The 15,106-nt window shown below is 44.3% G+C and carries 15 protein-coding genes; 2 read left to right on the forward strand and 13 right to left on the reverse strand.

Features of this window, described 5'->3' with window-relative positions:
- Positions 1-44: 44 nt before the first annotated feature.
- The 4 genes from rpoD to FKZ59_RS03385 form a co-directional block, all read right to left on the reverse strand.
- The gene (gene rpoD / locus FKZ59_RS03370; protein ID WP_141601333.1) at positions 45-1,172 is read right to left on the reverse strand and encodes an RNA polymerase sigma factor RpoD; all 1,128 of its coding nucleotides are present in this window, start codon (positions 1,170-1,172) and stop codon (positions 45-47) included.
- Between the two features lie 29 nt (positions 1,173-1,201).
- On the reverse strand, positions 1,202-3,019 hold the full coding sequence (gene dnaG, locus FKZ59_RS03375; RefSeq protein ID WP_141601334.1) for a DNA primase: 1,818 nt from the start codon (positions 3,017-3,019) through the stop codon (positions 1,202-1,204).
- Positions 3,020-3,228: 209 nt separating this feature from the next.
- The gene (locus FKZ59_RS03380; protein ID WP_141601335.1) at positions 3,229-4,050 is read right to left on the reverse strand and encodes a pyruvate, water dikinase regulatory protein; all 822 of its coding nucleotides are present in this window, start codon (positions 4,048-4,050) and stop codon (positions 3,229-3,231) included.
- Between the two features lie 11 nt (positions 4,051-4,061).
- Positions 4,062-4,700 (reverse strand): helix-turn-helix transcriptional regulator, encoded by a 639-nt coding sequence (locus FKZ59_RS03385; RefSeq protein ID WP_141601336.1) that lies wholly within the window; start codon positions 4,698-4,700, stop codon positions 4,062-4,064.
- Between the two features lie 384 nt (positions 4,701-5,084).
- Here FKZ59_RS03385 and FKZ59_RS03390 point away from each other — a divergent pair, with 384 nt between their 5' ends.
- Positions 5,085-6,470, forward strand: a complete 1,386-nt coding sequence (locus FKZ59_RS03390) for a glycine--tRNA ligase (RefSeq protein WP_141601337.1) — start codon at positions 5,085-5,087, stop codon at positions 6,468-6,470.
- 51 nt (positions 6,471-6,521) lie between these two features.
- On the opposite strand, the gene FKZ59_RS03395 is transcribed toward FKZ59_RS03390, so the two are convergent.
- The 3 genes from FKZ59_RS03395 to FKZ59_RS03405 are packed head-to-tail and all read right to left on the reverse strand — an operon-like array spanning position 6,522 to position 8,926.
- Entirely contained in the window at positions 6,522-6,674 is a 153-nt protein-coding gene (locus FKZ59_RS03395; protein ID WP_141601338.1) for a FeoB-associated Cys-rich membrane protein, read from the reverse strand.
- A 19-nt stretch (positions 6,675-6,693) separates the two neighbouring features.
- Positions 6,694-8,697, reverse strand: a complete 2,004-nt coding sequence (feoB, locus tag FKZ59_RS03400) for a ferrous iron transport protein B (protein WP_141601339.1) — start codon at positions 8,695-8,697, stop codon at positions 6,694-6,696.
- Between the two features lies 1 nt (position 8,698).
- Complete coding sequence (locus tag FKZ59_RS03405; RefSeq protein WP_141601340.1) at positions 8,699-8,926, reverse strand: FeoA family protein; 228 nt, start codon at positions 8,924-8,926, stop codon at positions 8,699-8,701.
- Positions 8,927-9,243: 317 nt separating this feature from the next.
- Between FKZ59_RS03405 and FKZ59_RS03410 the strand changes: the two genes are divergently transcribed.
- Positions 9,244-9,720, forward strand: a complete 477-nt coding sequence (locus FKZ59_RS03410) for a hypothetical protein (protein WP_141601341.1) — start codon at positions 9,244-9,246, stop codon at positions 9,718-9,720.
- Between the two features lie 23 nt (positions 9,721-9,743).
- On the opposite strand, the gene recO is transcribed toward FKZ59_RS03410, so the two are convergent.
- The 6 genes from recO to FKZ59_RS03440 all read right to left on the reverse strand — a co-directional run bounded on the left by recO (position 9,744) and on the right by FKZ59_RS03440 (position 14,985).
- A complete protein-coding gene (gene recO / locus FKZ59_RS03415) occupies positions 9,744-10,532 on the reverse strand; it encodes a DNA repair protein RecO (protein WP_141601431.1) in 789 nt (262 codons plus the stop codon).
- 124 nt (positions 10,533-10,656) lie between these two features.
- A complete protein-coding gene (gene era, locus FKZ59_RS03420) occupies positions 10,657-11,571 on the reverse strand; it encodes a GTPase Era (RefSeq protein ID WP_141601342.1) in 915 nt (304 codons plus the stop codon).
- On the reverse strand, positions 11,558-11,965 hold the full coding sequence (locus FKZ59_RS03425; RefSeq protein ID WP_141601343.1) for a cytidine deaminase: 408 nt from the start codon (positions 11,963-11,965) through the stop codon (positions 11,558-11,560). Before FKZ59_RS03425 ends, era begins: the two co-directional genes overlap by 14 nt.
- A 25-nt stretch (positions 11,966-11,990) precedes the next feature.
- On the reverse strand, positions 11,991-12,335 hold the full coding sequence (locus tag FKZ59_RS03430) for a diacylglycerol kinase family protein (RefSeq protein ID WP_408057432.1): 345 nt from the start codon (positions 12,333-12,335) through the stop codon (positions 11,991-11,993).
- Positions 12,328-12,804: an rRNA maturation RNase YbeY gene (ybeY, locus tag FKZ59_RS03435; RefSeq protein WP_141601344.1), complete on the reverse strand. Its 477-nt coding sequence runs from the start codon at positions 12,802-12,804 to the stop codon at positions 12,328-12,330. Before ybeY ends, FKZ59_RS03430 begins: the two co-directional genes overlap by 8 nt.
- Positions 12,805-12,822: 18 nt before the next feature.
- Positions 12,823-14,985: an HD family phosphohydrolase gene (locus FKZ59_RS03440; RefSeq protein ID WP_141601345.1), complete on the reverse strand. Its 2,163-nt coding sequence runs from the start codon at positions 14,983-14,985 to the stop codon at positions 12,823-12,825.
- Positions 14,986-15,106: the final 121 nt, after the last annotated feature.

The following is a 15,106-nucleotide window of genomic DNA, read 5'->3' on the forward strand; positions in this document are numbered from 1 at the left end:
AAAGGCACCCAAACAGGGCGCCTTTCCGGATTCAAATCATATCATTATTCAAGGAAATCTTTCAATCGTTTGCTGCGGGATGGATGGCGCAATTTTCTTAAAGCTTTCGCTTCAATTTGACGGATCCGTTCACGGGTTACTCCGAACACTTTGCCGACTTCTTCAAGCGTGCGAGTACGTCCGTCATCTAGGCCGAAACGCAGGCGAAGCACATTCTCTTCGCGGTCAGTCAACGTATCCAGCACATCTTCAAGCTGTTCTTTTAACAATTCATAAGCGGCGTGGTCGGCAGGTGATTGCGCATCATGGTCTTCGATGAAATCGCCTAAATGGGAATCATCCTCTTCGCCAATCGGCGTTTCCAATGATACAGGCTCTTGCGCAATTTTCAGGATTTCCCGGACTTTTTCAGGCGTCAAATCCATTTCTTCCGCAATTTCTTCCGGAGTCGGTTCGCGTCCTAAGTCTTGAAGTAATTGCCGTTGAACGCGGACCAATTTATTGATGGTTTCCACCATATGAACAGGAATACGAATCGTTCTTGCCTGGTCGGCAATGGCGCGCGTAATCGCCTGGCGGATCCACCATGTAGCATAAGTGGAAAATTTAAAGCCTTTACGGTAATCGAACTTTTCAACCGCTTTAATCAATCCCATATTGCCTTCCTGAATCAAATCCAAGAAAAGCATTCCGCGTCCTACATAACGTTTTGCAATGGAAACCACCAATCGCAAGTTGGCTTCCGCGAGTTTCTTGCGGGCTTCTTCATCACCCTGTTCGATCCGCTTAGCCAATTCCAGCTCTTCTTCTGCCGTTAATAAGTCGACGCGTCCGATTTCTTTTAAATACATACGGACAGGGTCGTTGATTTTCACACCAGGAGGAACGCTTAAATCATTTAAATCAAATTCGTCTTCAAGTTCTTCTTCCTGTTTTGCAATCGCTTCGTATTCGAACTCTTCCTTGCCTTCCACCCGAATATCATACTGGCTTTCCAGCTCTTCCGCAAATTGAAAGATATCCTCAGGTTCCAATTCAAACGGTTCGAGTTTTTTGGAAATTTCCTCCATGGAAATTCCTTCGTCCTTCGCTTTTTCCCGAAGCTCATTTTTCGCTTCTTCCAATTTTTTTTCTAAAATTTCTCTTGAACGCTCTGACAAATTGTCCGCCATAAACCTTCCTCCTTTAAAAACCAAATCAATCAAATGGCAGATAAAGTTCTTTTCAGCTCGACTATCCGTTGGACGAGTTCCAACGCTTTCTTATGCTCATGCATCCGTTCGGCTTCCTTGGAATCATGCATGAGTTTTTCGATTTCGAGTTTGATGCGATGTTTTTTCAGCTGTTTCAGGCAATCTTCTATTTCGGCATCTTTAAAATCCGGATCCCGGTCGACCAAAGCAGCTTCCATGACGATCCTCCGAAGCTCGGCATCGTCCAATATTTCCAGAAACCGTTGGTAATCCGGCATGCCATGTTCTTCGTAAAAACCGATCAAACGGACAAATACCGCAATATATTCATCATGTACGAAAGGTTGCGGTTCCTCACTCCGTAAAATGTTGTTCACCACTTCCATATCAAATAACATATGTGAAAGAAGCAGTCTTTCAGCACGTTCTGTCGCATTTAAATTTTTCGGATGAATTTCTTGGCTAACTACTGTATTTTTTTGTTCAGCTCGTTTATAATTTTTAGCAAAGTCAGCATCTAATTTTCTGAATTGTGCATAAATAGCTTCTACGGAAACCTTGGTTTCCTCCGCCAATTCCTTGATGTATAAATCACGTTCAACCGGCGAAGCCCTGCCAACGAGTTGCTCAAGCACTTCCTGGATGTATTGCAAAACATCATTTTCAAATTGGAAATTCTTGTTTCGGCGTGCATACAACATCATGAAAGACATGTAAGTATGCGGTTTTTCGACCATTTGTACAAATGATTCCGGGCCGTATTTTCGGATGTACTCGTCCGGATCCAACTGATCGGGCAGCACAACCACTTCGACATCCATTTGTTCGTTATACAGCAATTCCGCAGCGCGTTTGGCAGCTTCCCAACCGGCATGATCACCGTCGTAACAGATCACTACATTTTGAACTAAGCGTCTTAGCCTTGTGATATGCTCTTTCGTCAAGGAAGTGCCCATTGTTGCCACTGCATTGTCGATTCCGGCTTTTTTTGCAGCAAGTACATCCATGAATCCTTCCATTAAGATGGCCTGACGTTTTTTTCGAATCGGAGCCCTTGCCTTGTCCAGGTTAAAAAGCACTTCGCTTTTCCGAAATATTGGTGATTCAGGACTATTCAAATATTTCGGTTCTGATTCTTTCGCCTCAAGCAGACGGCCTGAAAAACCGATCACCTTTCCAAATTCATCGCAAATCGGAAACATGATCCGTCCCCGAAAGCGATCATAGTAAGTATGGTCCGATTCTCTTTGGATGATGAGTCCGCATTCCGCCATCTCATCGAGGGAAAAACCTTTCCGCTCGAGCAAAACGGCCACCGAATCCCATGCCGGCAAAGAATATCCTATACCATAAGATTCGATATCTTCCTTCGTAAATCCTCTTTTTAGCAAATAATTTAAGGCAATCTCGCCATCTTCCGTGTTCATCAATAAATGATGATAATATTCAGCAACAAATTGATGGGCATTCAACATATTTTCTTCTTTTTGTGAATATCGGCGAAGACGGTTGTCCATACTTTGGTTTTGGATATCCACATGAATCCCGAGCCGTTTCCCCAATTTGGAAACCGCCTCCGGGAAGGATATGTTTTCAATATCCATGACAAAGGTGATGACATTTCCGCCCGCGCCACAGCCAAAGCAATGGAAAATCTGCTTGTCCTCTGAAACCGAAAAAGAAGGTGTATTCTCATTATGGAATGGACACAACCCAAACCAGTTTCGGCCTCGTTTGGTGAGCTGGATATATTCGCCGATGACATCGACTATATCCGACTCTGTTCGGATTTTTTCAATTAACTCTTCCGGGATTTTATTTACCATTCCATCACCAACTTTGTTGCTCCATTACACAATTCGATAAAAATTAAAAAATTCCTCTAAAAAGCGACACAAAAAGTTAATTTTTTTTAAAATAATTGTTAAAGACATTTTTACCACAATTTTGTTATTATAAAACATTATTCAACAAATTTCTATACCCTTTTTTCATTTTTTTAAAAAGCGCAAAAAAACCTCCTGCTCGGAGGGTTTCATGACATATTTTTCAACCGTTCCAACCTTTCGATGATGTCATTCGCTGTTTCCTCAACCGCTTTATTGGTCACATCAATCACTTCGCAGCCCAATTTTTCCACCACTTTATAAAAATAGGCTATCTCCTTTTCAATTCGATCTTTTTTGGCATAAATGGCGTCGTCGCTTAATCCCAAAGCAATCAGCCGCTCTTTCCGGATGGCATGGAGTTTTTCGGGGGAAATGACCAGGCCGAAACACTTTCTCGGATCTACCTGAAATAATTCTTCCGGCGGCTCAACCTCCGGAACGATCGGCACATTGGCCACTTTGTACCGCTTATGGGCCAAATATTGGGAAAGCGGTGTTTTGGATGTCCGCGAAACGCCGATCAGCACCACATCGCTCAGTAAAATTCCCCTTGGGTCCCGTCCGTCGTCATATTTTACGGCAAACTCAATAGCCTCCACTTTTTTGAAATAATCCTCATCCAATTTGTGGACAAGTCCCGGTTCTTCCAACGGCTGTTCATCAAGCTTCCGGCTGAACAACTCAATGACGGGGCCAAGCAAATCGATACAATCGATGTTCAATTGTTGGCATAGGTCCTTCATCAACTGGCGCTTCCGTTTTTCTACAAGAGTAAAAGCGATGATTGCATCCTGCATCACCGCAATTTCGACAATGTTTCTTATATGATCATCGCTTGAAATGTGAGGAAACCTTCTTATAATGACGCCGTCAAAATTGGGCCGAAATTGCGTGGCAGCCGCTTTTACGACCTGTTCGCCAGTCTCGCCAACCGAATCCGATACGACAAAAATTTTTAAGTTTTTCAAATCAGCACCTCTTACAAATCATTGATTTCCGACAATGAAATAAAGGCTTTTGTGATATTTGTCTTTGTCAGACGTCCGACAATCTCCAATCCGTCTTCCCGTTCTTCCACAACCGGCAATGAATCGACTTGCCGCTCAATAAGTTTTTTCGCGGCATGTATAAGCGAATCGTTTTTATGGCAATATACTATATTAGGCATTCTAGTCATGATGATATGAACCGGAATCTTTGTAATCGCCTGCGTTCCAAGGCACGTCCGGAGCAAATCTTTTCTGGACAGCACTCCTTGCAGGCGGGAATGCTCATCCACTACAAATAATGTGCCCACATCTTCCAAAAACATTTGGCAAATCGCATCATAAGCGGTCATATTTTCAGAAACGACGACCGGCAAAGATTGGAAGTCTTTCACTTTTAAATTCATCATGGACTCTGCCACAGAGGCCATGGTTTTTTTGCCCGAATAAAAATACCCGACTCTGGGTCTGGCATCCAAAAAACCTGCCATTGTTAAAATCGCGAGGTCCGGCCGGAGAGTTGCTCTTGTTAAATTCAATTGTTCCGCTATCTTCTCCCCTGTGATTGGACCCTTTTCTTTAACAATCTGCAGAATTTTATCTTGACGTGCATTGAGTTCTATTGGACTCACCGCCTCAATTAGTGTTATACTTTTACTCAAATATTATATACTATTTTTATTACATTTGCTAAGAAAAGTCCTACATGATAAAATAATGTCACAACTAAAACCGACAACAAATCATTAATTTCATATATTCCAGGCGATGACAGGACTATAAGTATCTTTTCAACCAACAGCGAGTAGGGATGGTGAAAGCCTACACGAAAAGAGAAACGGCATCCTGGAGCCTTTTTTCAAAAAAGAGGATTGCATTTCTTTTTGGATGGAATGCAATCAATCGGGGTGGAACCGCGGGTGTCAACAAAGCACTCGTCCCCGGGCGCATTGCCCGGAGACGGGTGCTTTTCTATATTTATAATGATAAAAATATATAAATTGGGAGGAACAAAAATGGCTGTTCAATCAATGGAAACCATCGTGAATTTAGCGAAACAACGCGGATTTGTATTTCCGGGATCTGAAATATACGGAGGCCTTGCCAATACGTGGGATTACGGTCCGCTTGGAGTTGAACTGAAAAACAATGTCAAAAAGGCCTGGTGGAAAAAATTTGTTCAAGAGTCTCCGTACAATGTCGGTCTTGACTCTGCCATATTAATGAACCCGCGCACTTGGGAAGCTTCCGGCCACGTCGGGAATTTCAATGACCCAATGGTCGATTGTAAACAATGCAAAGCCAGACACAGAGCCGACAAATTAATCGAAGAAGCCGCAAAGGAAAAAGGCGACGAAATCATCGTTGACGGCCTGTCTTTCGATAAGATGCAGGAATTGATGAAACAATACGATGTTCACTGCCCGGACTGCGGCGCTCAAGACTTTACGGAAATCCGCCAATTTAATTTGATGTTTAAAACTTTCCAGGGCGTTACGGAAAGCTCCGCAAACGAAATTTATCTGCGTCCGGAAACGGCCCAGGGAATTTTCGTCAACTTCAAGAACGTGCAGCGTTCCATGCGCAAAAAGATTCCATTTGGCATCGCCCAGATCGGCAAATCTTTCCGTAATGAGATTACACCGGGCAACTTCACTTTCCGTACACGGGAATTCGAACAAATGGAACTGGAGTTCTTCTGCAAACCTGGTGAAGATTTAAAATGGCAGGAATATTGGAAGGAATTCTGTAAAAACTGGCTGTTAAGTCTGGGAATGAGTGAAGAAAATATCCGTCTTCGCGACCATTCAAAAGAAGAATTGTCCCACTATTCAGCAGCCACAACGGATATTGAATACAAATTCCCATTCGGTTGGGGAGAACTTTGGGGCATCGCCGACCGGACGGATTTTGACTTGAAACAGCATATGGAATATTCCGGCGAAGATTTCACTTATGTCGATCCTGTTACCAATGAACGCTACATCCCGTATTGCATTGAGCCGTCTGTCGGCGCAGACCGCGTGACGCTTGCGTTTTTATGCGACGCTTATGACGAAGAAGAATTGGAAAACGGGGAAAAACGGACAGTATTGCGTTTCCATCCTGTATTGGCCCCATTCAAGGCCGCGGTCCTTCCTTTATCGAAAAAATTGTCCGAAGAGGCCATCAAAATTTGGGAAGATTTGCGCAAGTATTTCCCTGTTGATTATGACGATACGCAATCCATCGGAAAACGCTACCGGCGCCAGGATGAAATCGGAACGCCATTCTGCATCACGTACGACTTCGATTCAAAAGAAGACGGCAAAGTCACTGTCCGTCATCGCGACACAATGGAGCAGGTGCGCATTCCAATTGAAGAGGTTAAATCCTATATTGAAAAACATTTAGAATTCTAAAAAAAAAAAAGGGGCTGATTAGAAAGCCGGTCTTTCTAATCAGCCCCTCCTTTATTTTCTCCGGGAAGTAGTGCAGTTGCCTTTGCAGCTTTCGGCGATTTCGCAGCTTGCGCAAACCCCTTTTTTGCTTTTCTTGATGGATGAATAAAGCGCCCAAAACGCATAGCCGAAAATAATGACGCCAAGTATGATGCTTACGATCATTGAAAAGCCTTCCTTTCCGTTATTGGCCGATTCCCAACAACCGGCCTCCTTGATAGATAATGAAGGAAATCGTATAGGCCACCATCAGTCCGTAAATGATGGAGAATAACATCCATTTCTTTGAATCCGTTTCCTTTTTAATGGTTGCAACCGTCGCCAAACAAGGCACATAGAGCAAAATGAACACCATGAAACTATATGCGGATAACGGTGTAAAGACTCCGGAAACTATGTGCTGCAAACTTTCTCCGTCCGGCACAAAATAAATGACATTCATCGAAGAAACCACGATTTCTTTGGCAAGGAATCCTGTAAAAAGGCTTGCCGCAGCCTGCCAAGTGCCGAATCCCAAAGGCGCAAACAACGGCGCAATCCATTGGCTGAAGAGGGCCAAGAAACTTTCATCCGCTTCCACATTTGTTCCTGCAGGTCCAACATAGGACAATAGCCATATCACGACCGTTCCGCCTAAAATGAATGTTCCCGCCTTTTTCACAAAACCTTTTCCTTTGTCCCAAGTGCTCCGGAGCAATGTGCGGACTTGGGGAACCCGATATGGAGGCAATTCTATTACAAAAATCGATTCTTCGGTTTTGATAAACAGCGAAAAGATTTTCGCCAAAAGAATTGCAACAACGATGCCAAGAACATAAAGCGAGAGCACAATGAGCGCCTTATGTTGCTCAAAAAAGACGCTGACAAACAAGCTGTAGACCGTCAACCGGGCCGAACAGGACATCATAGGAGTCAAGAGAATCGTCAAAAGCCTTTCTTTCGGATGTTCGATCGTCCTTGCCGCCATAATGCCCGGCACGTTGCAGCCAAAGCCGATGATCAAAGGAATGAACGCTTTCCCGTTCAACCCGACCAGCTCCAAAATCCGGTCCATGATGACCGCAATCCGGGACATGTACCCCGAGTCTTCCAGCAACGAAATAAAGAAAAATAGAATAAAAATTTGCGGTACGAAAACGAGGACTCCTCCGACTCCCCCGATGATTCCTTCGAGAATGAGGCTTTGAATAAACGGCGTGACATGCAATGCCTCCAAAATGATTTCCATGCCCCCTGAAATCGGACCTGAAATTAAACCGTCGAGGAAATCAGACAATGGCGAACCCAGCCAATCAAAGGTCAATTTAAAGATCAAGAACATCAAGCCCAAAAAGGTGATGACGCCGAACACACTGTTTGTCACAATGGCATCAATGATTTCAGTATAGCTCTTTTTATTGACGGATTGCTTCGTCACACAATCAGCCAAAATGGATTGGATGAATTGCTGGCGTCTTTTGAATAAAAACTGGCGGATGGACTTTTCTCCATATCGTTGCTGAATTTTCTTTTCGCAATCCTTGATTAGATAATCTACGAGCGATAAATCCATTATTTCATTCAACTTATTCCGCACAACAAAATTTGCGTCGATCAATTGGATTGCCAGCCATCTTCGGCTGATTTTGCTGTAGCTCGGTAGCAGCCTCATAATTTCTTCAATCAATTTTTCGATTTCCGGACCGTAATCGATTTTAATGGATGAAGTTTTTAATTGGTGTACGGAAAGGTTGTCCAATAAACGATCGCAACCTTTTCCTGTCCGGGCGATGATGGGGATGATGGGTACGCCCAGACGCTCCTCGAGTTTTTCTTGGTCAATGCGGATGCCCTTTGATTTCGCCACATCAATCATGTTCAAGCCGACAATCATTGGTGCCCCGAATTCAAGAAGCTGGATTGTCAGCTGCAAATTTCTTAACAATTGGGAAGCATCCACGATGTTAATGATCCCTTCAAAGGAGCCGTTCATCAAATATTCCGTCGCAACGGCTTCATCTTTGGAAAGCGGGTTGATGGTATAGATGCCGGGCAAATCAATGAGCTGCCCTTTATTATTGGATAAATCCCCCACTTTCTTTTCTACGGTCACGCCGCTCCAGTTGCCGACATAAGCATAGGAATCGGTGAGTATATTGAAGAGGGAGGTTTTTCCTGTATTCGGATTTCCAAATAACGCAAATTCCATCTTATGCTTCCTCCACTTCAATGCATTCGACGTCTTTTTTTCTCAAACTGATCTGTTGGCCGCAAACTTCCAATATATATGGACCGCCAAAAGGCATTTTATGGATGCAAGAAATCTCAACACCTTCAATCACGCCCAAATCCAACAGCCTTTTTTGTACAATCTCGTGCAAGTTTGATAGGTTTTGAATGCGGTATGTTTCCCCCAATTGTCCCTCTGTCAATTTCAATTGGAATTCTCCTCTCAACTGATAATGCGAATCATTAACAATTATATTATAAATGTAATAGTATCGACATAAAATGACAAAAGAACATTTTTTGAATTTTGCAAAGGACAGAAAAAGATTCCATGACCCATCAATCCGCTGCGGAAAACGCTTTGTCCAAGCCGAAAAGCGTATACATTTCAATCTTATTCGTAAATTATATTATATTATTACCGTTTGATATTTTTAAAAAATCTGAATTGTTAGAATTTATGGTGATTATTCATGGAGGCTCCTGTATAATGAAGTTGAGGGGATGGATGTTAGGGGGAATGATCATGTGGATTAGTCAATTGTTACCTTCCAAGAAAGAGGAAAAAATTCAAAAATCCGATGTGTATGACCAATTGCAGGCAATGGTGGGATCCATTTTGAAAAGAGAGGTGCCATCGGGCAATAGCCTCAGCCATTTGCTGTACCATGCAAATGTAAAAATCCAGCAATATCGCCAGGCAGCAGAATATCATCGAAAACGGATCGACATGTCAACGGCCTTGGGCATTTTCCACAAAGAGGCGTACGAATTGGCCATCAAAAAAGGCCGTCATCTCCAGCGTTTGGTGGACAGTTTTATTATGTTAAATATTGAGGATGAACGGGAAAGGATCAACCACCGGATGATGCTTGTGGACGATCGGATTGAAAAACTGTTTATGGAGTTTCAACATCGAGAACAAATCATTCCCGAGATGGAGGAACAGTTTTGGGATACTTTGAAAGAAGATATCATGCCCATTTTATCCGATTTGAATTAGAAGGAAACTTTTGGCGTCTGTTGTTAGACGCCTTTGTCATTTTCCCGATCTTTTTGCAAGGACAGCAAAGCTTCGGATTTTTCCAATTGCTCAATGAAGGAACGGGATTTTAAGCGCATCCCTGTCTGCTCTTCAAAAATCGTGGTGACAATCTTTTTTATGAACCTTTTCGTTTCTTTCTTCAGCTCCAATTTGCCGATTTTTTCAATCGGCACCGTCGCGAACATGCGAATCAATTTCACTTGGGCAGGCGTAAGCCGGATGATGTATGGATCTGTATGGAAGCAGCGGTGGCAAAGAAATCCCCCTTGGGCAAAAGAAAAGGCAAACTCTCCTTCCACCGCTCCACAAGAGGCGCATTGATGCAATATCGGCCTTACCCCGGCATAAGGAAGCAGCTTCCAATCGACAAACAGCGCAATCGCTTCCGGATCATATTCCTCGTCAATGGCATAGAGCGCCTGCCTTAAAACCTCAAACACAAACGGCTCCGGATTCCCTTCTTCAATCAGCCGGTCCACAAGTTCCACTATGTAACTGGCATATGCGGCCCGGATGATATCCGTCTGAATATGCCGCATGGAATGGATCAGCTCGCCTTGCTGCAGCGTCCCCATACCGGTGGTGCGCTGCACAATAAAAATTCCGTGCATAAAGGTTTGGGCAATGGCCGCCAATCTGCTTCTCGGCTTCTTTGCTCCCCGGGCCATGACGGCGATTTTTCCCGCTTCCTTCGTCATTAAAGTGACAATCTTATTGGATTCCCCATAATCCTTTGTTTTTAAAACAATGCCTTCCATTTTGCTGAGCATCATTCGCACTTCCCTTTTTTAGAGGCCTTTTCATCAAATCTGAAAATTTATCTTCCCGCCATTGAAAAAGTAAAATTCGTATAACAAAGAGCGCGCCTTTGTTGGAAAGACCCGCTCCCTCAGGTTAATATTCATCTTCCCGATAGCCGAAGTCACGCAAATAAGTGATTTTGTTCCGCCAATCTTTTTGGACCTTTACCCATAGTTCCAAATACACTTTTGAGCCGAGAAGCATTTCGATATCCCTTCTCGCCAGGGTTCCGATCTCTTTCAGCATGGATCCGCCTTTTCCGATGATAATTCCTTTTTGCGAATCCCTCTCCACCATGATGGTCGCCATCACGTGAACCACGTTTTCATTTTTCTCATCCCGGCGGATTTGGTCAATGACTACCGCAACGGAATGCGGCACTTCTTCCCTTGTCAACAGCAGCACCTTTTCACGGATCAGTTCGGAAATGATGAAGCGTTCCGGATGGTCGGTCACCTGGTCTCTCGGATAATATTGCGGCCCTTCCGGCAAATATTTTTCAATCGTCTCCAGCAGCCGTTCCACATTGTTTCCCTCCAGTGCGGAAATCGGGACGACTTCCGCAAAATCCATCCGGCCGCGGTATTCGTCGATAATTTTTAAAAGATCATCCGGATGGATTTTATCGATTTTGTTGATGACCAAAAAGACAGGCGTATCCGTATCCTGCAGCATTTCCATAATGTATTCGTCGCCTTTTCCGAGTTTCTCCTCCGCATTGACCATGAACAGGATTAAATCCACTTCGCGCAATGTATTTTTTGAAACTTTCACCATAAATTCGCCGAGCTTATGCTTCGGTTTATGGATTCCCGGCGTGTCGATAAAAATCATTTGGCTGTTTTCCCTCGTCAACACGCCTTGGATTTTATTGCGGGTTGTTTGGGGTTTATCGGACATGATGGCGATTTTTTGGCCAATCACGCGATTTAAGAAAGTTGATTTCCCAACATTTGGTCTTCCTATGATGGAAATGAAACCTGATTTGAATCCTTTATTCTCCTGCATCTTCCATATCCTCCGATTTGAATGCATTTGGCAATAATTGTTCTACCGTCGTTTGTGTGATTTTGCCATCCATATTCGCCAAATAAACAGGCATTTCCGGCGGGCAAAATTCCGCCATCACCTGCCTGCAGGCGCCGCATGGGGAGACGGGGGTTTTGGTATCGGCAACGACCAACAGCGCAGCAAATTCCCTTTCCCCTTCCGACACCGCTTTAAAGATGGCCGTTCTTTCCGCGCAGTTCGTAAGCCCGTAACTGGCATTTTCTATATTAGAGCCGGTGAAAATTTTCCCGCTTTTTGTAGCCAATGCGGCTCCGACGGAAAAATTCGAGTAGGGCGCATAGGCCTTTTCTCGGGCGATTTTCGCTTCTTCCAACAATTTTTCCGTTTCCATATGTATGGGAACACACCTCCCTTAGTTATATCCATTTGGGAAGAAAAATGATCAATCCTATAATAACGCTCGCAATCGCGAAGACGAGCACCGCCCCTGCCGCCACATCCTTTGCGGCTTTTGCCATCGGATGGAAGTCCGGCGATGCCATGTCTACAACATATTCAATGGCCGTATTGACCATTTCAAGTCCTATGACAAGGGCAATGGTGATGATTAAAACGAGCCATTCCAACGCGCTTAAACGGGTCCATAAACCGGCAATCACCACGATTACGGCGCTGACCAAATGAAACCGCATATTCCGTTCTTTCGATGCCAGAAGAATGCCTTCAAAGGCAAAGCGGAAGGAACGGAAAAAATTACGCATTCGAATCACGACCCAGTCCGAAAGATGACAGAATTTCTTCCTGTTTTCCAAACATGATCTTCTCTTCTTCCTTCGTCATATGGTCATAACCCAACAAATGCAAAAATCCGTGGACAGCCAAAAAACCGAGTTCCCGTTCAAATGAATGTCCATATTCCTCCGCCTGTTCCCGCGTACGTTCAACGGAAATGATGATGTCGCCGAGCACCCGCGGCATGTCCCCCACAATTTCAATTTCCCCTTCCCCCATTTCCTCCAGGGCAAAGGAAATCACATCTGTCGGCTGATCTTTGCCGCGGTAGTCGCGGTTGATTTCACGAATTTTTTCGTTCGTTACAAAAGTGACGGACACTTCCGCTTCCCCGACATTTTCCAATTTCGCCGCATGTTGCAGCAGGTTTTCGACAAGTTCAATATGTTTTTCGCTTACTTCATTTGTTTCATCCAATAAATCGATTGTTAAACTCATAGTTCCTCCTAAAATATATCATCCAGATGATGAATTGATGTGTCGCGAAATTTTTTGTTCTTGTTTTCGCTCTTCTTTCGGATATTCGATCCGGCTATGAAAGGTGCCGTTCAAAGTTTCACAAAGCACTTTTTCCACAATCTTTAATTCCTTGATGGAAAGATCGCATTCATCAAATTGATTGTCTTCCAGCCGATCTTTGATGATGGAGTGCACTAGGCTTCGGATTTTTTCCGAAGTCGGCTCTTTCATGGAACGGACTGCGGCTTCCACACTGTCCGCGATGCTGATGACTGCAATTTCCTTCGTTTGCGGTTTTGGCCCCGGGTATCGGAAATTCGATTCGTCTTTTAATTTTCCTTCTTCCTTCGCTTTATGCAAGAAATATTTTAACGGACTTGTTCCGTGATGTTGAAGGGCGATATCGATAATTTCCTGCGGCATCCGATGTTTTCTCAAAATTTCCGCGCCATCCGTTGTATGGGCAATGATGATCTCCGCGCTTCGTTCCGGGGGCAGCGAGTCGTGCGGATTGATGCCGGACACTTGGTTTTCGACGAAAAACACAGGTCGTCTCGTTTTCCCGATATCATGATAGTAGCTTCCAACACGGGCAAGCAAGCCATCCGCACCAATCGCCTCGCAGGCCGCTTCCGCCAGGTTGGCCACCATTATACTATGATGATAAGTGCCGGGCGTTTCCGTCAATATTTTCTTTAATAACGGATGGTTCGGATTCGACAGTTCGATTAATTTCATTGTAGACAAAATGCCGAGAGCCGATTCAAAAAACGGCAACAGTCCCATTGTCAATGCCCCGGACAATGTCCCCGAAACAACGGCGGCAGCTCCGTAGAACAACAGCTCCGCAGGATCATAGTGGGATTGGGACATCAATAAATAGACGGCGATAAACAAAACATTCACTGCCACCACAATTCCGCAAGCCTTTAATATATCGGAACGGTTTTTGATGGAATTCATAATATAAAGGCAGGAAAATCCTCCCAGCAAAATGTACAAGGCAATCTCCATCTGCATCACTGCCGAATATCCTTCCTGGAAAACAATTCCCGCGGAGGCCGCCACCATCACCGTCACAAGACTCGCCACTTGCCGGGATGCCAACAGGCTCACCAGCATTGTGGCCAAAGCGGAAGGATAAATAAATGCCACCTGTACATCAAAATCATCCAACAAGCCCGTTATTTCCATCAGCCCGATTGAAAAAAGATAAATGATGACCGTTGCAAGCACTTGCTGGCGTTTCTTCTGCACTTCCGTTTTGCTATGGTCAAACAGAAAATAAAGGAATGCCATTTGCAGCAAAACCAGAATGGCGAGCCCTAAGACCGGTTTGATTGAAGTTTTGTTGTCGGTCATTCCAAGCAACTCCAGCTGGCGGTATTTTTCCCGGTCAATCAGTTCCCCTTCCTGGACAATGATTTGGCCCTGCAAGATGCGGGTCGGCTCCACCGCTTCACGGGCCTGCTGTTTCAGCTCTTCCGTTTTTTCTTTATCCAGTTTTTCCGTTTCAACGATTGCCGCCCTGCCCAGCGTGACATATAAAGGAATGAGCTCTTCATCGATTCCTCCCCCTGAGCGTATTTTGGATTCCAGCCCATCCTGGACGGCGGAAACATTTTCCTTGCGGACAGGCTTCGACAAAGCATCTTGCACAAAGTTTATTAACTTGGTTTGTGCATTGTCCAGCTCTTTTTCATCGGCCGTCAACAACGTCCATAAATGCTCGTCCGTCAACTCGAGGGAATCCTGGCCGTCAGTCACTTCCTTCAATTTCTCTTTCAACTTCCCGATTTGTTCTTCCCTCGATAAATTTTTACCGCCTGCTGAAATATCCTTCCGAACGTCCATTGCAATCTCATAGATTGTTTCAAGAAGCGCTGTCCGGTGTCCGGCAATTTCTTCGTCAAACACATATACCGGTTCAACGGCTTCCTCCGCTTCTTTCCGCTCTTTTTCCGTTTTTTCCACATCTTCCACCGTTTTAACGGCCCGGATTGTTTCGGGTGCCAGTTGAAAGGCTTTGACATCATATGTATCTCCAAGAACATTGCCCAGCATCATGAAAAACTGCAGAGCTCCGGCAATCAATAGGATGACAATCAAAAAGACCCGGAAGCCGAACATATCCAACAAACTTTTCAAATGCTTATCCATAGCGTACCCCCAAAAACTGTATATACCTAGTTTAGCAATTTCTTTTCCGATTTTCATTGATATCATAGATTTTTAAAAAATAAAAATGGGCTGTACCAAAAGCCGATGAACCGGCTTTTCG

The organism is Ureibacillus terrenus (assembly GCF_006569205.1).
Lineage (GTDB): Bacteria > Bacillota > Bacilli > Bacillales_A > Planococcaceae > Ureibacillus > Ureibacillus terrenus.